The 17,798-nt window shown below is 64.3% G+C and carries 21 protein-coding genes; 13 read left to right on the forward strand and 8 right to left on the reverse strand.

Translation table 11 applies throughout. The annotated features are described in order from the left end of the window. Positions 1-78: 78 nt before the first annotated feature. The 3 genes from C2U37_RS22655 (at position 79) to serA (ending at position 2,969) form a co-directional block, all read left to right on the forward strand. On the forward strand, positions 79-675 hold the full coding sequence (locus C2U37_RS22655) for a 5-formyltetrahydrofolate cyclo-ligase (RefSeq protein ID WP_039040382.1): 597 nt from the start codon (positions 79-81) through the stop codon (positions 673-675). A 142-nt stretch (positions 676-817) separates the two neighbouring features. Beyond that, positions 818-1,471 carry a ribose-5-phosphate isomerase RpiA gene (gene rpiA, locus C2U37_RS22660; RefSeq protein WP_039040383.1) on the forward strand — a complete coding sequence of 218 codons (654 nt, stop codon included), beginning with the start codon at positions 818-820 and terminating at the stop codon, positions 1,469-1,471. 265 nt (positions 1,472-1,736) lie between these two features. Further along, on the forward strand, positions 1,737-2,969 hold the full coding sequence (gene serA / locus C2U37_RS22665) for a phosphoglycerate dehydrogenase (protein ID WP_039040384.1): 1,233 nt from the start codon (positions 1,737-1,739) through the stop codon (positions 2,967-2,969). A gap of 78 nt (positions 2,970-3,047) precedes the next feature. Here the strand turns inward: serA and C2U37_RS22670 are convergent, their stop codons facing one another. Next, on the reverse strand, positions 3,048-3,428 hold the full coding sequence (locus C2U37_RS22670) for a diacylglycerol kinase (RefSeq protein WP_052816484.1): 381 nt from the start codon (positions 3,426-3,428) through the stop codon (positions 3,048-3,050). A gap of 141 nt (positions 3,429-3,569) precedes the next feature. Here C2U37_RS22670 and C2U37_RS22675 point away from each other — a divergent pair, with 141 nt between their 5' ends. Beyond that, positions 3,570-4,637, forward strand: coding sequence for a 3-deoxy-7-phosphoheptulonate synthase (locus tag C2U37_RS22675; protein ID WP_041213104.1), 1,068 nt, complete (start codon positions 3,570-3,572; stop codon positions 4,635-4,637). A 240-nt stretch (positions 4,638-4,877) separates the two neighbouring features. Here the strand turns inward: C2U37_RS22675 and C2U37_RS22685 are convergent, their stop codons facing one another. The 3 genes from C2U37_RS22685 to C2U37_RS22695 all read right to left on the reverse strand — a co-directional run bounded on the left by C2U37_RS22685 (position 4,878) and on the right by C2U37_RS22695 (position 7,452). Further along, on the reverse strand, positions 4,878-5,651 hold the full coding sequence (locus C2U37_RS22685) for an ATP-binding cassette domain-containing protein (protein WP_104453100.1): 774 nt from the start codon (positions 5,649-5,651) through the stop codon (positions 4,878-4,880). Next, positions 5,638-6,645 (reverse strand): vitamin B12 ABC transporter permease BtuC, encoded by a 1,008-nt coding sequence (btuC, locus tag C2U37_RS22690; RefSeq protein WP_104453101.1) that lies wholly within the window; start codon positions 6,643-6,645, stop codon positions 5,638-5,640. Before btuC ends, C2U37_RS22685 begins: the two co-directional genes overlap by 14 nt. A 75-nt stretch (positions 6,646-6,720) precedes the next feature. Next, positions 6,721-7,452, reverse strand: a complete 732-nt coding sequence (locus C2U37_RS22695; RefSeq protein ID WP_104453102.1) for a substrate-binding periplasmic protein — start codon at positions 7,450-7,452, stop codon at positions 6,721-6,723. 112 nt (positions 7,453-7,564) lie between these two features. On the opposite strand from C2U37_RS22695, the gene C2U37_RS22700 reads away from it, so the two are divergent. Beyond that, positions 7,565-7,921 carry a DMT family protein gene (locus tag C2U37_RS22700; protein ID WP_010675200.1) on the forward strand — a complete coding sequence of 119 codons (357 nt, stop codon included), beginning with the start codon at positions 7,565-7,567 and terminating at the stop codon, positions 7,919-7,921. A 56-nt stretch (positions 7,922-7,977) separates the two neighbouring features. Then, on the forward strand, positions 7,978-9,114 hold the full coding sequence (gene tapW / locus C2U37_RS22705) for a type IVa pilus ATPase TapW (protein ID WP_029314740.1): 1,137 nt from the start codon (positions 7,978-7,980) through the stop codon (positions 9,112-9,114). 62 nt (positions 9,115-9,176) lie between these two features. Here tapW and C2U37_RS22710 read toward each other — a convergent pair whose 3' ends face one another. From C2U37_RS22710 to C2U37_RS22720, 3 genes are read right to left on the reverse strand one after another with little or no spacing between them, the layout of a single operon-like run. Continuing rightward, positions 9,177-9,419 (reverse strand): FeoC-like transcriptional regulator, encoded by a 243-nt coding sequence (locus C2U37_RS22710; RefSeq protein ID WP_039041210.1) that lies wholly within the window; start codon positions 9,417-9,419, stop codon positions 9,177-9,179. A gap of 45 nt (positions 9,420-9,464) precedes the next feature. Continuing rightward, the gene (feoB, locus tag C2U37_RS22715; protein WP_104453103.1) at positions 9,465-11,735 is read right to left on the reverse strand and encodes a Fe(2+) transporter permease subunit FeoB; all 2,271 of its coding nucleotides are present in this window, start codon (positions 11,733-11,735) and stop codon (positions 9,465-9,467) included. Further along, on the reverse strand, positions 11,732-11,959 hold the full coding sequence (locus C2U37_RS22720; RefSeq protein ID WP_010675204.1) for a FeoA family protein: 228 nt from the start codon (positions 11,957-11,959) through the stop codon (positions 11,732-11,734). Before C2U37_RS22720 ends, feoB begins: the two co-directional genes overlap by 4 nt. A 119-nt stretch (positions 11,960-12,078) precedes the next feature. On the opposite strand from C2U37_RS22720, the gene C2U37_RS22725 reads away from it, so the two are divergent. From C2U37_RS22725 to C2U37_RS22755, 7 genes are all read left to right on the forward strand, one after another. Continuing rightward, on the forward strand, positions 12,079-12,408 hold the full coding sequence (locus C2U37_RS22725; RefSeq protein WP_039041208.1) for a translation initiation factor: 330 nt from the start codon (positions 12,079-12,081) through the stop codon (positions 12,406-12,408). 253 nt (positions 12,409-12,661) lie between these two features. Continuing rightward, positions 12,662-13,219 (forward strand): TMEM165/GDT1 family protein, encoded by a 558-nt coding sequence (locus tag C2U37_RS22730; RefSeq protein WP_010675206.1) that lies wholly within the window; start codon positions 12,662-12,664, stop codon positions 13,217-13,219. Positions 13,220-13,435: 216 nt separating this feature from the next. Next, positions 13,436-14,374: a DUF2157 domain-containing protein gene (locus C2U37_RS22735; RefSeq protein WP_041213112.1), complete on the forward strand. Its 939-nt coding sequence runs from the start codon at positions 13,436-13,438 to the stop codon at positions 14,372-14,374. Further along, on the forward strand, positions 14,367-15,374 hold the full coding sequence (locus tag C2U37_RS22740; RefSeq protein WP_103242925.1) for a DUF4401 domain-containing protein: 1,008 nt from the start codon (positions 14,367-14,369) through the stop codon (positions 15,372-15,374). Before C2U37_RS22735 ends, C2U37_RS22740 begins: the two co-directional genes overlap by 8 nt. Next, positions 15,371-15,865, forward strand: coding sequence for a GDYXXLXY domain-containing protein (locus C2U37_RS22745; protein ID WP_104453104.1), 495 nt, complete (start codon positions 15,371-15,373; stop codon positions 15,863-15,865). Before C2U37_RS22740 ends, C2U37_RS22745 begins: the two co-directional genes overlap by 4 nt. Before the next feature lie 191 nt (positions 15,866-16,056). Then, positions 16,057-16,779, forward strand: a complete 723-nt coding sequence (locus tag C2U37_RS22750) for a substrate-binding periplasmic protein (RefSeq protein ID WP_104453303.1) — start codon at positions 16,057-16,059, stop codon at positions 16,777-16,779. A gap of 280 nt (positions 16,780-17,059) precedes the next feature. Further along, positions 17,060-17,338: a hypothetical protein gene (locus C2U37_RS22755; RefSeq protein ID WP_233768438.1), complete on the forward strand. Its 279-nt coding sequence runs from the start codon at positions 17,060-17,062 to the stop codon at positions 17,336-17,338. Positions 17,339-17,440: 102 nt separating this feature from the next. On the opposite strand, the gene C2U37_RS22760 is transcribed toward C2U37_RS22755, so the two are convergent. After that, positions 17,441-17,728, reverse strand: coding sequence for a hypothetical protein (locus C2U37_RS22760; RefSeq protein ID WP_039041204.1), 288 nt, complete (start codon positions 17,726-17,728; stop codon positions 17,441-17,443). Positions 17,729-17,798: the final 70 nt, after the last annotated feature.

Here is a 17,798-nt window from a genome sequence, read left to right on the forward strand (position 1 = left end):
GGCGGCCCCGCCATCGGCTTTTCATCCCATCGGCCCCTTGCTAAGGTAGCGCCAGCCCACCTTTGCCCAGGAGTCCCCATGCCGGATACCCAACCCGAACGCCAGAACCTGCGCCAGCTCATTCGCCAGCGCAGAAAAAGCCTGAGCCAGGCCGAGCAGCAGGCGGCGGCCCAACAGCTGGTCGAGCGCTTCCAGGAACACCCCGGCATCCTCGCGGCCAGGCGCATCGCCCTCTATCTGGCCAACGACGGGGAGCTCGATCCCCTGCCCGCCATCCACTGGCTGTGGGCCCGGCAAAAGGAGGTCTACCTGCCGGTGCTGCACCCCTTCACCCCGGGTCACCTGCTCTTCTTGCGCTACACCGCCACCACCCCCATGACCCGCAACCGCTACGGCATCGCCGAGCCCGAGCTCGACGTGCAGCAGGTGCTGCCCCACAGCATGCTGGACATCATCTGCACCCCGCTGGTGGCCTTCGATGAGGCTGGCAACCGCCTCGGCATGGGGGGCGGCTACTACGATCGCACCCTCGCCTGCTGGCACGAGCACCAGCTCGGCCCAAGACCCCTGGGGCTCGCCCACGATTGCCAGCAGGTGGATGCCGTCCCCCGGGAGCAGTGGGACGTGCCGCTCCCCCAGATCATCACCCCCAGCCGCAGCTGGCACTTTGCCTGATCAGACGGGGCGCCCCCTTCGGTTCAATAAACAGGCAAACGATTTACATCTTGGGGATTTTTGCGCCGGAACGTGAGCACCATGGTCGCTCTGGGGGGGATGCTTGGATATAATGCGCCCGCTTTTTCCATAAGGATCCATCATGACTCAAGATGAAATGAAGAAGGCGGCCGGTTGGGCTGCGCTCAAATACGTGGTACCCGGCACCATCGTCGGGGTGGGCACCGGCTCTACCGTCAATCACTTCATCGACGCACTGGCGACCATGAAAGACCAGATCAAGGGCGCGGTGTCGAGCTCCATCGCCTCCACCGAGCGCCTCAAGGGTCTCGGCATCCCGGTGTTTGACCTCAACGACATCGATGCCCTCTCCGTCTACGTGGATGGTGCCGACGAGATCAACGCCAGCCGCGACATGATCAAGGGGGGCGGCGCCGCCCTGACCCGCGAGAAGATCGTCGCCGCCGTGGCCGACCAGTTCATCTGCATCATCGACAACACCAAGACCGTCGACGTGCTGGGCACCTTCCCCCTGCCGGTGGAAGTGATCCCCATGGCCCGCGAATACGTGGCCCGCGAGATCCGCGCCCTTGGCGGCAACCCGGTGTGGCGTGAAGGGGTGGTGACCGACAACGGCAACATCATCCTGGACGTCAAGGGCATGGCCATCACCGATGCCAAGGCTCTGGAAACCCGCCTCAACAGCATCGTGGGCGTGGTCACCAACGGCCTGTTCGCCCACCGTGGCGCCGACGTTGTGCTGATCGGCACCCCCGAGGGTGTGATCACCAACTAAGGCCTGCTCCCCGGACCTCTCCCTCCGGGCAAGCCCCCGCCCCGGTCAGTCAATCTGACTGCCCCAAATGGACAACGGCGCCTCATGGCGCCGTTTCTGGTTATCCCTCAATGGCTTGTAGCAGCACATCTGCAACAATCGTTGATAACTTCAAAGAATTTGACTTTCGTCACAAATATTCCCTCTCCCAAACGTTTTTGCTACTTTACGGTTTTCTTCACACTGCAAGCCTGAACGCATTTTTCAAAACAATAGAGGGAACGTCATGACAGCCAAGTTTTCGCTGGACAAGGATAAGATCAAGGTACTGCTGCTGGAGGGAGTCCATCCCAATACGGTGGAGACCTTTCGGGCAGCCGGCTACACCAATGTGGAATATCTGAAGACGTCCCTGTCGGAAGAGGAGTTGATCGAGCGCATTCGTGACGTGCATTTCGTGGGCCTGCGTTCACGCACCCAGATCACCGAGAAGGTGCTGGATGCCGCCACCAAGCTGGTGGCCATCGGCTGCTTCTGCATCGGCACCAACCAGGTCTCCCTCGACGCCGCCCACGTGCGCGGCATCCCCGTCTTCAACGCCCCCTTCTCCAACACCCGCTCCGTGGCCGAACTGGTACTGGGGGAGATCCTGCTGCTGCTGCGCGGTATTCCCGAGAAGAACGCCAAGTGCCATCGCGGCGTCTGGGAGAAGCTGGCCAACCGCAGCGTCGAAGCCCGCGGCAAGAAGCTCGGCATCATCGGCTACGGCCACATCGGTACCCAGCTTGGCATCATCGCCGAGATGATCGGCATGAAGGTCTACTACTACGACATCGAGAACAAGCTCTCCCTTGGCAACGCCATCCAGGTGCCGAACCTGGTGGAGCTGCTCAACATGTCTGACGTCATCAGCCTGCACGTACCGGAAACCGCCTCCACCAAGGATCTCATCGGTGCAGAGCAACTGCGCATGATGAAACCGGGCGCCATCTTCATCAACGCCTCCCGCGGCACCGTGGTGGACATCGACGCCCTGGCCGACGTCATCAAGAGCGGCCACCTCTCCGGCGCCGCCATCGACGTCTTCCCGGTGGAGCCCAAGTCCAACGACGAGGAGTTCCTCACCCCCCTGCGCGGCCTGGACAACGTGATCCTGACCCCCCACATCGGCGGCTCCACCCAGGAAGCCCAGGAGAACATCGGTCTGGAAGTGGCCAACAAGCTGGTCAAATACTCCGACAACGGCTCCACCCTCTCCGCGGTCAACTTCCCGGAAGTCTCCCTGCCCGGCCACAAGGGCTCCAGCCGCCTGCTGCACATTCACCGCAACCAGCCCGGCGTGATGAACCAGATCAACCAGATCTTCGCCGACGAGGGGATCAACATCGCCGGTCAGTACCTGCAGACCAGCAGCGAGATCGGTTACGTGGTCATCGACGTCGAAACCGAGCACAGCGAGAAGGCCCTGGCCCGTCTCAAAGAGATCAATGGCACCATCCGTGCCCGGATCCTGCACTGATAAGCCCTTATCTGCGCAGCAAAAAGCCCGTCGTGATGACGGGCTTTTTTATGTCAGGAGAAAGGTTGCTCTCGTAACCTACCACCAGCCCAGCAGGTTGCGGCCCACCAGGGCGCCCCACACCAGGGCATTGAGGGCCAGAGCGATGAAGACGGCGGCGGAGCCCAGATCCTTGGCGCGGCCCGAGAGTTCGTGATGCTCGGAGCCGATGCGATCCACCACCGCCTCCACGGCGGAGTTGAGTACCTCGACGATCACCACCAGCCAGCTGATGCAGACGAGCAGCAGGATCTCGTTGAGGGAGTCACCTATCCAGAATGCCAGCGGCATCAGCAGCAGGATGAGCAGCAGCTCCTGACGGAAGGCGGCCTCGTTGACCCAGGCCGATTTGAGACCTTTCATGCTGTAACCGGTTGCGTTGATGATGCGGGTGATCCCGGTCGCGCCTGGCTTTGCCACGATAACTACCTCATTTGAAATGGCTTTTGGGTTCACATCCTATCAGAGCCGCCCAAGGTTTCCATCGGGTGACTTTTGCTTTATTTTATTCCCTTGCATTTTGGCATCCCGCCCACCTTATCCACTCGAGAATTGAGTCGTATGTCCATTCACACCGATGAATTGCGCACCCGTCGCCTGGAGGCCCTGATCACCCCCAGCGAGCTGGCGCACGCCTTCCCGTTAACCGACACCATCGCCCAGAACCTGCTGGATGCCCGCCGCCAAGTGGAAGCCATTCTGTCCGGTGAAGATCAGCGCCTGCTGGTCATCGTCGGCCCCTGCTCCATCCACGATCCCGCCGCCGCCCACGAATACGCCCTGCGTCTGAACACCCTGCGGGAAGAGTACAAAGAGAGCCTGTGCATCGTGATGCGCACCTACTTCGAGAAGCCGCGCACCATCGTCGGCTGGAAGGGGCTTATCAATGATCCGCGCCTGGACGGCAGTTTCGACGTCAATGAAGGGCTCAAACTGGCCCGCAAACTGCTGGTGGACATCAACGAGACCGGCATGCCCACCGCCACCGAGTTCCTCGACATGGTGACCGGCCAGTACATCAGCGATCTCATCACCTGGGGCGCCATCGGCGCGCGCACCACCGAGTCCCAGGTTCACCGGGAGATGGCCTCCGCCCTCTCCTGCCCGGTGGGGTTCAAGAACGGCACCGACGGCAACACCCGCATTGCCATCGATGCGGTGCGCGCCGCCCGTCACAGCCACATCTTCTACTCCCCGGACAAGGACGGCAAGATGACCATCTACCGCACCGCCGGCAACCCCTACGGCCACGTGATCCTGCGCGGCGGCCACAGGCCCAACTACGACACCGCCAGCATCGACGAGGCGTGCGAGGCTCTGGCCCAGGTGGGCCTGCCGGAGCGCCTGGTGGTGGACTTCAGCCACGGCAACAGCATGAAGGATCACCGCCGCCAACTGCTGGTGGCCCAGGATATCTGCGATCAGCTGCGCCGCGGCCGCACCGGCATCGCCGGCATCATGGCCGAGAGCTTCCTAGTGGAAGGGCGTCAGGACGTGGAGAACGGCTGTGCCGCCACCTTCGGCCAGAGCATCACCGATGCCTGTCTGTCGTGGAGTGACACCGAAACCCTGCTGGCCATGCTGGCAGAAGCCGCCCAGGTGCGGCTGGAGAAAACCCGCCAGGGTTAACGGCTGCGCCATCATCCTTCGGCCAGAGCATCACGGATGCCTGTCTGTCATGGAAAGACACCGAGACCCTGCTCGCCATGCTGGCCGAAGCGGCCAAGGTACGTCTGGACAAGCCGGGCTGAACAGCGAATAAAAGCAAAGGGGCCAGTATTCCTGATACTGGCCCCTTATTCTTGCAGGCGGCCGATTACGCTTCGCTAATCGACCCTACAAACGCTATCTCTCCTCTGCGCCCCGTTCTCAAAGACTCGGCATAAACCAGGTGCGGCCGACCGCCTCGATACGATCGGTGCGGATCTGGAACACCCGCTCCAGCAGCGCCTCGTCGATGATCCCGACGTCCCCTTCCCCCACCACGCGGCCCTGTTGCAGGCAGAGCACGCGATCCGCCCAGTCGATGGCCAGATTGATGTCGTGGATGGCCACCACCACCAGCAATCCCTGCGCGGCCAGTTGCTTGAGCAGCCGCAGCAGCGCCATCTGGTGATGCAGATCCAGCCCCGCCAGGGGTTCATCCAGCAGCAGCACCCGCCCGGTCGGATTGAGGCTTGGCCACAGTTGCAGCAGGGTGCGGGCGATCAGCACCCGCTGCTGCTCCCCCCCGGACAATCGGCTGAAGTCCCGTGCAAGCAGGGGCGCCAGTTCCAGGGCGTCGCACACATCCGCCACCGCCTGCGCCTGGGCATCGGGGGCCCCCTCCTCCAGCCCCAGGCTCAGCACCTGGAACACCGGGATGTGGAACAGCTGGGGCTGGCGCTGGGGCAGCATGGCGCGCCGCGTTGCAAGCTCGGGCCAGCTCAGGGTCGTGATGGCCTCTCCTCCCAGCAAGACGGCGCCATCGGCGGGCAGCAGGCCCGCCAGGGCCCCGAGCAGGGAGGACTTGCCACTGCCATTGGGGCCGAGCAGGGCCACCAGCTGACCACCGGGCCAGGCGAGATCCAGGGGGGCGAGGCGATGGGGGATGGCCAGGGCACGGGCCTCCAGCCGCCAGGGGGCGGGATCAGCGGGACACATCGGCATCTTGCCTCAGCAGCAGATAGATAAAGAGCGGGGCGCCCACCGAGGCGGTGATGACCCCGATGGGCAGTTCACCGGCGTGCAGCGCCGAGCGGGCCACCAGATCGGCCCCGAGCAGCAGGGCGCCGCCCCCCAGCGCCGAGGCGGGCAGCAGAAAGCGCTGATCGCTGCCACCGCACAGGCGCAGCAGGTGAGGCACTACCAGGCCGACGAAGCCGATGACGCCGCACAGGGAGACCGCCACCCCGGTCAGCAGGCAGACCGCCAGCACCAGGCGTACCCGCATGCTGTCCACGTTCAGCCCCATGAGGCGAGCCTGAGTCTCTCCCAGCAGCAGTTGTTGCAGTGCCCGCCCCTGCCAGCAGAGCCAGCCGAGGGTGAGGGGCAGCACCAGCCACCACCAGGCGAGCTGCTGGCTACCGTAGGCGAGGCTCCCCATCATCCAGAACATGAATTCCCGCAAGGCGCCGTCGTCGGCGAAATACATCAGCCAGGTCATGGCCGCATTGGTGAGGATGCCGATGGCGACCCCGAACAGCAGCAGCCGCCCATGGCCGAGCCATGCCCGGCGTGCGAGACGGATGAGCAGCATGGTCACCACCAGGGCACCGCCAAAGGCCGCCAGCGACAGCCCCCAGCCCGGCAGATAGAGCCCGAGCCCCTTGGCCACCGCCATCGCCACCATGGCGGCCAGCCCAGCGCCGCTCGAGACGCCGAGCAGGCCGGGTTCCGCCACCGGATTGTGCAGCATCACCTGGAGCACGGCACCACCGCAGGCAAGGGAGGCCCCCGCCAGCAGAGCCAGCAGGGCGCGCGGCAGGCGCAGCTCCAGCAGGATGCGCAGCTCCAGATCTCCCAGCGGCTGCCAGGGCAGCAGCACGAACTCCCCGAGGGCGAGGGAGAGCAGGAACAGGGCCAGGGTCAGCAGCGACAGCAGGAGCAGCCAGCGGCGCTGCCAGCGCTGCTGGCGACGGATGAGAGCGAGATACACGGGATCCCCAAGAAGCGAGGCCCGCCGGGGGGCAGGCAGGAAAGCTGCATGATAACAGCGCGTTACCACCCAAGGTCAAGGCTGGTAGGGCTTGGCCAGCGCCGCTATCTCGCCGCTCTCCACCATGGCTTGCAACGCCTGCGCCAGCTTGGGGCCCAGCTCATGGTGGGGTGAGTGCTTGCTCATCCCGAGGTAGAGCATCACCGGGTTGGGGGGCTGGAAGGGCGCCTTGACGAGGCCGGCGTCGTTGCGCTGGCTCAGGGCGTAATCCACCTGGCAGTCGGTCCCTATCATCAGGGGCAGGTGGCCCCGCTCCACCATGCGCTGCAACTGGTCTTCGGTGGGGACCCCGTGCTTGTCGAGCTGGGTGTCGCCATCGAAGGGGGGGAAGTAGGCGGAGTTGAGCACATAGCCTATCTCGCGGCCTCGCAGATCCTCGTAGCGCCTGAGACCTGCCACGGCGGCGGGCTTGCCATAGAAGGCAGGCCGGCACTGGTAATAGGACGGCTGCAGGTAGTCGATGAAGGCGGCCCGCTCCTCGGTGTGAGCCAGCCCTATCATCAGATCCACCTGACCGGTCTGCATCTGTTTGAGTGCCCGTCCCCAGGGCACCCGTTTGAGGGTGAGCACAATGCCGCTGCGTGCCTGCAACTGGCGCAGAATGTCGATATCCAGCCCCTGGAAGTCGTCGTTCTCTGCCAGCATGCGAAACGGCGGCCAGACATCGGTGGCCACCGTCAGGGTCGGCGCACCTTGCGCCCAGCAGGCAAACAACAGACAAAGCGCACCCCAGCTTGTCTTGCCCATCCAGCTTTCGCCTTCTTTTGTTACATCCTTGTGAGCTAAAAATACCCTCAAGCACCACTTATGAAAACCCATGGAGTCGAGATAAAATGCATTGATTTAAAAGGAGAACCTAATGAACCCCATCATGACCAGTATCGGCCTGCTCATCTGCAGCAACGTCTTCATGACGTTTGCCTGGTACGCCCATCTCAAGAGCATGAATCACAAACCCTGGATCATCGCCGCCCTGGTGAGCTGGGGGATAGCCCTGTTCGAATACCTGTTGCAGGTGCCCGCCAACCGCATCGGCCACACCGTGCTCTCCGTCGGGCAACTCAAGATCCTGCAGGAGGTGATCACCCTCACCGTGTTCGTTCCCTTCTCCATCTTCTATCTGAAAGAAGACCTGAAGTGGGACTACCTCTGGGCGGGTCTGTGCATCCTGGGCGCGGTCTTTTTTGTGTTCCGCGAAAAACTGACCGGCGCCTGAGGCTGTACACTCAAGCCATTCATCATCCCCCAGCCCTTTGAGCGACGAGGCCCCTCATGGAATTGAGAGACATGCTGCAGATCCTGGCCAAACAGGACGGTTCCGATCTCTATCTCTCCACCGGCGCCCCCCCCTGTGCCAAGTTCAACGGCGCCCTGCGCCCCCTCACCCAGGAGCCCCTGGGGCCGGGCGAGGTGGCCCGCATCGCCTACGACATCATGGATCTCGAGCAGAAACAGCAGTTCGAGAAAGAGCTGGAGATGAACCTCGCCATCTCCCTGCCCCAGATAGGCCGTTTTCGGGTCAACATCTTCAAGCAGCGCAATGAAGTCTCCCTGGTGGCGCGCAACATCAAGACCGAGATCCCCCGCTTCGAGGATCTCAAACTCCCTCCGGTGCTCCTCGACACCATCATGGAGAAGCGGGGTCTGGTGCTCTTCGTCGGCGGCACGGGGTCCGGCAAGTCCACGTCGCTCGCGGCCCTCATCGATCATCGCAACCGCAACAGCGGCGGCCACATCATCACCATCGAGGATCCGGTGGAGTTCGTCCATCGCCACCAGAAGAGCATCATCAACCAGCGGGAGGTGGGGGTGGATACCCGCAGCTTCCACGCGGCCCTGAAGAACACCCTGCGCCAGGCGCCGGACGTCATCCTCATCGGCGAAATCCGCGATCGGGAGACCATGGAGCATGCCCTCGCCTTCTCGGAGACCGGGCATCTGGCCATCTCCACCCTGCACGCCAACAACGCCAACCAGGCGCTGGATCGCATCATCAACTTCTTCCCGGAGGAGCGCAGACCCCAGCTGCTCAACGACCTTGGCAACAACCTCAAGGCCTTTGTCTCCCAGCGGCTGGTGAAGACCACGGACGGCGGACGCCGGGCGGCGGTGGAGGTGATGCTCGGAACCCACACGGTGCGCGATCTCATCAAGCGCGGCGAGTTTGGCGGCCTCAAGGAGATCATGGAAAAATCCAGGGCCCTTGGCATGGTGACCTTCGACAGTACCCTGTTCGATCTGGTGGTCGAGGGGGTGATCGACGAGGAGGAGGCAGTGAAGAACGCGGACTCCCAGAACAACCTGCGCCTCAAGATCAAACTCTGGCGGGAGAAGGGCCAGATTGGCAACAGCGCGGCGGCGAGCGGCTGGAGCCTGGAGCCCACCAAGGACGAGGGTGACCTCTTCTAAGACCGGGCCCGGCGGCCACGAAAAAGGGAACCCTCGGGTTCCCTTTTGCATATGAGCAGGCGTCAGCCCTTCTGGACCAGCCCTATCTGGCCGGGCTCGCACCACTCGAACGTCACCTCTTCGTGCTTGCCGCAGCAGGAGCCGCCACACAGGCGGCTCTCCCGCTTGGCGACGCGCCCCTTGCGCATCCAGACTCCGAGCATGGCCTCTACCGCATCCTCGGAGGTGTGGAAGTGGCGGGCCAGCGCCCGCCGGCTCACCTTCTTGTGCAGGGCCAGATAGTCCCCCAGTTCACGCAGGATCACAGGATACCCCCCTCTCGGCGCACTCGCCCCTGACCATGAGCCCCTTCACAGGGTCACCACCTTGCGGGCGACGATGTCGCCGTGACGACGCCCCAGCCACCAGAGCAGCACCAGGGAGAGCAGATAGCTCAGGCTCCAGACCAGGCTCTGCGCCGGGTGGGCATCGAAGGTCGCCAGTTGATAGAAGAGGGTGGCGCACAGGAAGGCGACGTAGTTGCACCAGGCGGCGGTGAACAGGGCCCACTGGCGACCGGTCTCTCGTACCAGGGCCCCCATGGCGGCAGCGCAGGGCATGTAGAGCAGCACGAACAGCAGGTAGGCAAAGGCCCCGGCCACGCCGTCGAAGTGGGTCTGCATATTGCCGTAGGTGGAGGTATCCACCTCCTGGGCCTCGGCTGCCGCCTGCTTGTCCTCCAGATCCCCTACCTTGAGCCCCATGGGATCGGCGGGGTCGATGTCCGCCAGGTTGGCGGGAATGGTGGCCAGCGCCGCTTTCAGGCTGCCCAGCAGGGAGTATTCACTCTCCTCCTCATCACCGGCGCCGCCAGCGTAGAGGCTGTTGAGGGTAGCGACCACCGCCTCCTTGGCAAAGATGCCGGTGAGGATGCCCACCGTGGCCTGCCAGTTGTCGTCCCGCACGCCTATGGGATGCAGCACCGGGGTCATGGACTGGCTCAGCTTGCTCAGCACCGAGTTCTCCTGATCCTGGTTGCCGAAGCTGCCGTCGGTGCCGAGGGAGTTGAGCACGCTCAGCACCGCCACCATCAGGACGATGGTCTTGCCCGCGCCGAAGATGAAGCCCTTGAGTTTCTGCCAGGTGCGCAGCCCCACGTCCACCGGACGGGGCCACTCGTAATCGGGCATCTCCATCACCATGGAGTCGCTCTTGCCCGGCAGCAGGGTGCTGCGCAGGAAGAGGCCGGTGAGCACCGCCACCAGGATGCCGAACAGATAGAGACCGAACACCAGGTTCTGCCCCGACTCGGGGAAGAAGGCCACCGCGAACAGGGCGTAGACCGGCAGACGGGCACCGCAGGACATGAAGGGCGCCATGGCCGAGGTCATCAGCCGCTCGCGCTCCGACCCCAGGGTCCGGGTTGCCATCACCGCGGGCACGGTGCAGCCAAAGCCCATCAGCATGGGGACGAAGGCCTTGCCGGGCAGGCCGAGGCGACGCATCAGGGCATCCACCACGAAGGCGGCACGGGCCAGATAGCCGGAGCTCTCCAGCACCGCGAGGAAGAGAAAGAGACAGCCCACCACGGGGATGAAGGTCGCCACCGTCTGCAAACCGGCACCCACGCCGTCCGCGAGCACGGCTCCCAGCCAGTCGGGGGCATTCATCAGCCCCAGCAGGTGGTGCACCCCGTCCACGAAGAGGGCCCCCCCGAGGATGTCGAAGAAATCGATGAAGGCGCTACCCACCTTGATGGCGAACATGAACATCAGGTACATCACCAGCAGGAAGAAGGGGATGCCCACCCAGCGGTTGAGCAGCACCCTGTCCAGCCGTTCGCTCTGGGCGACGGTGAGCTTGTCCTGATGGCGGCACGCCTGCTGGCACCAGTGGTGGATATGGCCGTAGCGCAAATCAGCGAGTTGCAGGTCGATGTCCTGGACGTGGTGGGCGCGGCTCACCACGTTGTCGGCCGCCGCCTGCTGCCCCGCCGCCAGGGTCTCCTGCATGGCGATGTCTTCCTCCAGCAGGCGCAGGGCGCGGCCACGGCGATGCAGATGATGGGGGGCGAGCAGGGTCTCCAGCTCGGCGATGTCCCCCTCGAGGGGCTGACCGTAGTCGAGCACCAGGGCGGGCTGGGACTGACCGATAAACTGGTGGATCCCCTCTTTGAAAGCCGCCACCTGCTGGCGATTGTGGGCCGAGAGCGACACCACGGGGCACCCCAGCGCCTTGGCGAGCAAGGCCTCGTCGATGGTGATGCGCCGCTTTTGCAGCAGATCCATCTTGTTGAGCACCACCACCATGGGCAGCCCCAGCTCCCGCAGTTGCAGGGTGAGGTAGAGGGAGCGCTCCAGGTTGGCGGCATCGATGACGTTGAGCAGCAGATCCGGCTGCTGGCGCTGGACGAAGCGACTGGCGATCTGCTCGTCCAGGCTCGCCTCCTGGTTGGCCAGGGCATAGATGCCGGGCAGGTCCACCAGGGTGTATTCCTGCCCGCGGGCAGCAAAGGCCCCCATCTTCTTGTCGACGGTGACCCCGCTCCAGTTCCCCACCTGCTGGCGGGAGCCGGTCAGGGCGTTGAACAGGGAGGTCTTGCCGCTATTGGGATTGCCCACTGTGACCAGGTTGTAGCTCATACCGGCTCCACCTCGATTTGCTGGGCCAGACTCCGCTGCATGGAGAGGCAGATGCCCTGGCACTGGATCTGGAGCGGGTCCCCCAGGGGGGCGGCCCGCAGATAGAGGATCTCGGTCTGGGGCAGCAGCCCCATCACCATCAGCTTGCGCCGCAAGGCGCGGCCAAGGTGGTTCATGTGCGTGATGCGAGCGCTCTGTCCCGGCGACAGCTCTGTGAGTACCATGACGGGCTCCTGAAGTTAAACAAGAATAATTCGCTTTTAATGGGGGGATTATAAGCTGTGCCCTCAACATTTATTTGCGTAAAATCAAACTCCGCTTAGCTAACCGACAAAGTATTGCCATGAGTCACGACAACAACAGCCGCCTGGTCTACAGCACGGACGGCGGCATGATCAAGGAATCCGCCCCTGCCCAGCACGCCTCCCCCTTCCCCGCCGACGGGGTCGTGCGCATCCGCCGCGAGACCAAGGGACGCAAGGGGGCCGGGGTCATCAGCATCCACGGCGTTCCCGCCGACCAGCAGAAGGCCCTCGCCACCCTGCTCAAGAAGAAGTGCGGTACCGGCGGCGGTCTCAAGGAGGGGATCATCGAGATCCAGGGGGACAAACGGGACCTTATCAAGGCCGAACTGGAGAAGGCCGGCTTTCAGGTCAAGCTGGTGGGGGGATAATTCCCCATCCCGCGCCTTGCCTCACCGGGGGTTTTTCCCTAGAATGCCCGCTCCCATCGAGGGGGAGTAGTCTCGCCACGGACCCGTTTCGTGCGCGATCCTGATCAACATACTTGGTGCCAACTCACCATGGTCAGGGTGATCCGGGCAATGCCGGATTTGACAAGACCTTTGACGGGCCAGTGCCAAAACCGGGGACGGATGGCGCAGGCTTGTCTTTGGTTTATAACAATTCCGTCCCCCGGTCATTTTTATGGAAGCCTTGTTAACCTCCACCATCAGCGTTGCCATCGCCGAGATCGGCGACAAGACACAGCTGCTGGCCCTGTTGCTCATCTGTCGTTTTCGCAAACCCTGGCCCATCATCGCCGGCATGCTGGCTGCCACCCTGCTCAACCACGCAGGTGCCGCCTGGATAGGGGAATTCATCAGTCGCTGGATGGATCCCAAGGTGATGACCTGGCTGGTCGCTGGTGCCTTCATCGCCATGGCCGCCTGGATCCTGGTGCCGGACAAGATGGACGATGAAGAGAGTTCCCTGGACAAGTACGGCCCCTTCATGGCCACCTTCGTGCTCTTCTTCATCGCCGAGATCGGTGACAAGACCCAGATAGCCACCGTGCTGCTGGCAGCCAAGTACGACTCCCTGATCCAGGTGATCACCGGGACCACCCTCGGCATGATGCTGGCCAACGTGCCCGTGGTGCTGCTCGGCAAGCTCGGGGCCGACAAGCTCCCCCTCAAGGGGATCCGTATTGCCTGCGCCATCCTCTTTGCGGGGCTTGGCATCTCCACCCTGATCTTCGCCTGACCTCCAAAGAAGCCGGCGGGGATCAGCGTGAGCACTGATCGCCACCGCCGCCCCGGACGTCCTTCAGGCCCCCTCCTCACGGCGGGGGCCTTTTTAGTGCAAAGACATGGCCCCGTGCCGCGACCTGTGTCGCAGCGCCGACGGCGCCCCTGCCCCGAGACGCGTCGCCGTGCCATAATGCCTTATCTTTCAGGCATCACGGCTTCAGGAGCCCCCATGCATCTCACCTCAAGACAGACCCTGCTCGACTGGGTCAGGCGCGGCCGCCTGCCACGGGCCTCGCTGCCTGCCGCCCTGGCCCTGTGCGATCTGCCCCCCGGCCCTGCCCGCTGGCAGTGGCTGTTCGACAGGCTGCTGCTCTGGCTCGGCTGCCTCTGCCTTGGCGCCGGCCTCGTCTTCTTCGTCGCCTTCAACTGGCAGGCCCTGGGGCGCCTCTCACGTCTCGCCCTGCTGGAGCTGCCGTTGCTCGCCATACTCCTGGTGCTCTGGCGCAAACCCATGAGTGACACCCCGCGCCAGGCCCTGCTGCTGGCCCTGGCCCTCAACCTCGGCGCCCTGCTCGCCCTGGTGGGTCAGACTTACCAGACCGGCGCCGACCCCTGGCAGCTCTTCGCCACCTGGGCCCTGATGCTGCTGCCGCTGGCGGCCCTTGGCAGAAGCCCGCTGCTCTGGACCCTGGCCTGGCTGCTCGGTCAGCTCGCCCTGGTGCTCTACTGGCGGCTCGGTCTTCTCGATCTCTTCTTCTCCTTCAACGAGGAGGCCCTCGGCTGGTGCCTGACCCTGCTCAACGCCGCCCTCTGGGGTCTGCTCATCCTGGTGCCCGCCCGCTACGCCCTGATGCCCTCCTGGCTCGCGGGGCTGGCCGCGGGGCTCGGCATCACCCTGCTCACCCTGCTGGCCCTGTTCGATGCCGCCTCTCCCTGGGTCTGGCCTGCCTGGCTCGCCTGGCTCGGCGCCGCCTACCTGCGCTGGCACCACAGGTTCATCGCCGGGCTCGCCATGGGGTGCCTGAGCCTCATCGCCGTGCTCCTCGCGGCCCTTGGCAAGTGGATGGAGCCGGACATGAACGGCTTTTTGCTGCTGGCCCTCATCGCCATCGGCCTGTCGGTGATGGCCAGCCGCTGGCTGCAACAACAACGGAGGCAGCATGTCTGATCTCACCCCCTGGGAGCGCCTGCGTGCTGCCCAACTTGTGGAAGGGGATGCCCCCCGGGATGAACAGCCCCATTGGTCGGGCCGTTTTCTGCTCGGCATGGTGGGCTGGATAGCCGCCCTCTTCCTGCTCTTCTTCCTCTTCATGGCCTTCGAGCAGCTGACCCGCGACCCCAACAACGCCCTCACCATGGGGATGGTGCTGATGGCCGCCGCCCTCGGTCTCAACCGCATGGCGACCCGCAGCGATCTCTGGGATCAGTTCGTGCTGGCGCTGGCGCTGGCGGCAGATGCCTGGCTGCTCTACGGCCTGCTGGACAGGCTGGATCTGAACGTCGCGTGGCTCTGGTTCGGTCTGACCGCCTTCTCCCTCGGGGTGGCCGCCCTGTTCGAGCACTGGCTGATCAGGCTGTTCCACAGCTTCGCCGCCGCCATCCTGCTCACCCTCGCCCTCGCCTGCCTCGGCCTGCACCTGCTGGCCCTGCCGCTGGTGATGGGCGCCGTCGCCCTGTGCTGGCTGCAGGCGGAGCGCGATCCCGCCCGCCATCTGCTCTATGAATCCCTCACCCTGGGGCTGGCACTCTCCCTGCTGGTGCTGGGACGGCTGCACCACCCCCTGTGGGAGGGAGGCACCAGCGTGCTCAATGAGCTCGGCAGCTCCCGCCTGCCCCTCTGGCTCAATCCCCTGCTCTGCGCCGCCCTGCTGCTCGCGGTCATGGTTCGCCTCAGGCTGCCGCTGCGCTACGGGCTGCCGCTGGTGGTGATCAGCGCCATCATTCCCGGCATGGGGGCTGGCGCCCTGGTGCTGGTGCTCGGCTTCTACGCCGGCAGCCTGGCCCTGATGACCCTGGCAGGCCTGCTGCTGCTCGGCTTTGGCTCCCTCTATTACTACGATCTGGGGCTGACCCTGATGACCAAGTCCTGGCTGCTGCTCGCCTCGGGGGCCCTGCTGCTCGGTACCCGTCAGTGGCTCAAGCACCTTCACCACAGGAGCCCCTCATGAGACGCCTCGCCTTTTTGCTGACCGGTCTTGCCCTGCTCGCCGGCATCAACGCCGCCGTCTGGCGCTTCGAGCACGCCATGAGCCAGGGGGAGGTGGTGCTGATCGAGCTGGCACCGGTCGACCCCCGCTCCCTGATGCAGGGGGACTACATGCGCCTGAACTACGCCCTCGCCCGCCAGCTGGCGGGCCGCCAGGCCGCCGCCGGCCCCCACACCCTGGTCATTCGCCTGGATGAACATCAGGTGGTGCACTGGGTGGAAGGGGGCAAGCCCGAGGCCCCGGGCCCGGAGGAGCGCCTGCTCAAGGTGCGCCAGCGCGACGGCCAGTGGTTTATCGGGCCAGACGCCTTCTTCTTCGAAGAGGGCACGGGAGATCAATATGAGTCGGCCCGCTACGGCGAGTTTCGCCTGCAAGAGGATGGCAGCACCCTGCTGGTAGGGCTGAGGGATGAGGCGTTCACCCCCCTGGGTCACACCCGCCCGGCCTGGTAAAAAGGGGGCGCCGACCCGGTTGTGAGTGGCAAGATGATGACGGCCCCCGGCGGATAACGTCTTCGCCGGGTGGCGAAACGCCGTGACTTGGCAACACTTGAAACTGGGCACTCGGCAGCAGGACGGTCAGGATGAACACAGACATTGCAGTCCCCCTTCGCAGACTGGTCGCTTGCGCCGCCCTCGCGGCCATGGTCTGGGGCACTCCCGCGACCCAGGCCAGCCCGGCGCTCGCCAGCCTGCACTACCTCACCGAAGAGCACAAACTCTACAACTTCACCGGGGAGGATGGCGCCCCGACCGGCTTTGCCATCGACCTGCTGCACCTGGTGTGGCAAAAGACCGGCACCCCTGTCCAGCCCGTCAGCATCCTCCCCTGGGCCAGGGGTTACTACCTGCTGACCCAGAAACCCAATGTGGTGCTCTTCTCCACCGCCCGCACCGAGGCGCGCAATCCCCTGTTCAAATGGGCCTGCCCCATCGGCTATGCCGAGATAGTGCTGATGGGGCTCGCCAATCGCCCCCTGACCCTGACCAGGCTGGAAGATGCCCAGCGCTACACCATAGGCGCCGTGCGATCCGATGTGGTGGAGCAACTGCTGCTCAACGCCGGCTTCGACGAGCAGAAGATCATGACCGCCAACCGCCTCTCCCAGGCCCTGCGCATGCTCACCTCGGGCCGCGTCGAGCTGGTCTCCAGCAACAAGTCCACCCTGCTGGATCTCATCAAGACCCAGCAGCTGGACCCCGCCCAGTTCGAGGTGCGCTGGATGTTGAGTTCCGAGCAGTACTGTTTCGCCTTCAGCCACCCGGTGGACGATGCCCTGGTCAGGGAGTTCCAGCTCGGCCTGACCCAGGTGCTGGCCAGCAGCGACTTCCAGCAGCTCCAGCACAAATACTTCCCCTCCCCCTGACCCCTTCCCCCGCCGGGGCCGCCATGGCCCCGGCCCGCCTTTGAGCCAGCGCACGAAACCCGTTTAATGTTCGCCACTTGCAACGACAAGGGGTGACGCAGACCGCCTCGGGTCCGTAATATAGGGCGCAGGAGCCTGTTGGCCCCTTTTTCACGGCAAGGGGCAGGGCGCACGGTGGCAGCGACAGTCAGGGGCGGCAGCGTGCCCGCTGGCCGCCTTTATCGGGCAGCACCGCGCTCACACCCTTCCCCGCCATCTCTCCGATCTCTTGGGAACACACATGCACAACACAGCGAAATGGTTGATGAGTCTCTCGGTCTGCGCCCTTCTGATGGCCTGCGGCGGTGACAAGACCACCGGCAAGGCCTGTCTCGGGTCAAACAACGACACCCTGGTGGAGGGGATGCAGGACAAATGCAAGACGGGGGACATTGTCGCCACCAAGCACCCGGCCTATTTCTGCGATTTCAACTACGCGGTCACCTTCAACAGCTACAACTCCGCGATTTGCGTCTACTCCGGCGGTCTGAAACCGGAGAGAACCACGGAAAAATCATAACTGGCGACCCATTTGCCCCGTCTGACACGAAGAGGGCGGCAGTATATGTGGTCAATGCCCGGGCGGCGGTGCCGCCCAGGCCATCCGGGGGCGGCTTCGCCCCTATTTCACCCGCATCAGACGGTGATGCTGCCCGGCGCACTCGAGCTGGAGCACCTGGGATCGGGCCATGGCCTCCACCCTGGCCAGCATCTCGGCGCTGTAGCCCTTGCGGCGCATCCATTGCAAGGGCTCCTCAAAGCCCCCTTCGTTGACCACGAAGGTATCTGTGTAGGACTCCTTGACGATGCTGACCACCCAGATGCGCTGCTGAAACTCGCAGAGTCCGGCCACCAGGGTGGCCGCCCGCCCGGCCAGGGCGCGCACACGGCGGGCAAGAAGATGAACCATGGTATGGGCTCCGAACTGATAAAAGGGAAAACAGACTGGCACCCGGGTGGACGCGCCACCCTGTGCCCTC

The organism is Aeromonas sp. ASNIH1, from assembly GCF_002934285.1.
GTDB classification, from domain to species: domain Bacteria; phylum Pseudomonadota; class Gammaproteobacteria; order Enterobacterales; family Aeromonadaceae; genus Aeromonas; species Aeromonas caviae.

Bases quoted from the DNA above. Each gene is read 5' to 3' on its own strand.
- C2U37_RS22655 (WP_039040382.1), top strand. From the start codon at position 79: ATGCCGGATACCCAACCCGAACGCCAGAACCTGCGCCAGCTCATTCGC.
- rpiA (WP_039040383.1), top strand. From the start codon at position 818: ATGACTCAAGATGAAATGAAGAAGGCGGCCGGTTGGGCTGCGCTCAAA.
- serA (WP_039040384.1), top strand. From the start codon at position 1,737: ATGACAGCCAAGTTTTCGCTGGACAAGGATAAGATCAAGGTACTGCTG.
- C2U37_RS22675 (WP_041213104.1), top strand. From the start codon at position 3,570: ATGTCCATTCACACCGATGAATTGCGCACCCGTCGCCTGGAGGCCCTG.
- C2U37_RS22685 (WP_104453100.1), bottom strand. From the start codon at position 5,651: ATGTGTCCCGCTGATCCCGCCCCCTGGCGGCTGGAGGCCCGTGCCCTG.
- C2U37_RS22695 (WP_104453102.1), bottom strand. From the start codon at position 7,452: ATGGGCAAGACAAGCTGGGGTGCGCTTTGTCTGTTGTTTGCCTGCTGG.
- C2U37_RS22700 (WP_010675200.1), top strand. From the start codon at position 7,565: ATGAACCCCATCATGACCAGTATCGGCCTGCTCATCTGCAGCAACGTC.
- tapW (WP_029314740.1), top strand. From the start codon at position 7,978: ATGGAATTGAGAGACATGCTGCAGATCCTGGCCAAACAGGACGGTTCC.
- feoB (WP_104453103.1), bottom strand. From the start codon at position 11,735: ATGAGCTACAACCTGGTCACAGTGGGCAATCCCAATAGCGGCAAGACC.
- C2U37_RS22720 (WP_010675204.1), bottom strand. From the start codon at position 11,959: ATGGTACTCACAGAGCTGTCGCCGGGACAGAGCGCTCGCATCACGCAC.
- C2U37_RS22725 (WP_039041208.1), top strand. From the start codon at position 12,079: ATGAGTCACGACAACAACAGCCGCCTGGTCTACAGCACGGACGGCGGC.
- C2U37_RS22730 (WP_010675206.1), top strand. From the start codon at position 12,662: ATGGAAGCCTTGTTAACCTCCACCATCAGCGTTGCCATCGCCGAGATC.
- C2U37_RS22735 (WP_041213112.1), top strand. From the start codon at position 13,436: ATGCATCTCACCTCAAGACAGACCCTGCTCGACTGGGTCAGGCGCGGC.
- C2U37_RS22740 (WP_103242925.1), top strand. From the start codon at position 14,367: ATGTCTGATCTCACCCCCTGGGAGCGCCTGCGTGCTGCCCAACTTGTG.
- C2U37_RS22745 (WP_104453104.1), top strand. From the start codon at position 15,371: ATGAGACGCCTCGCCTTTTTGCTGACCGGTCTTGCCCTGCTCGCCGGC.
- C2U37_RS22750 (WP_104453303.1), top strand. From the start codon at position 16,057: ATGGTCTGGGGCACTCCCGCGACCCAGGCCAGCCCGGCGCTCGCCAGC.
- C2U37_RS22755 (WP_233768438.1), top strand. From the start codon at position 17,060: ATGCACAACACAGCGAAATGGTTGATGAGTCTCTCGGTCTGCGCCCTT.
- C2U37_RS22760 (WP_039041204.1), bottom strand. From the start codon at position 17,728: ATGGTTCATCTTCTTGCCCGCCGTGTGCGCGCCCTGGCCGGGCGGGCG.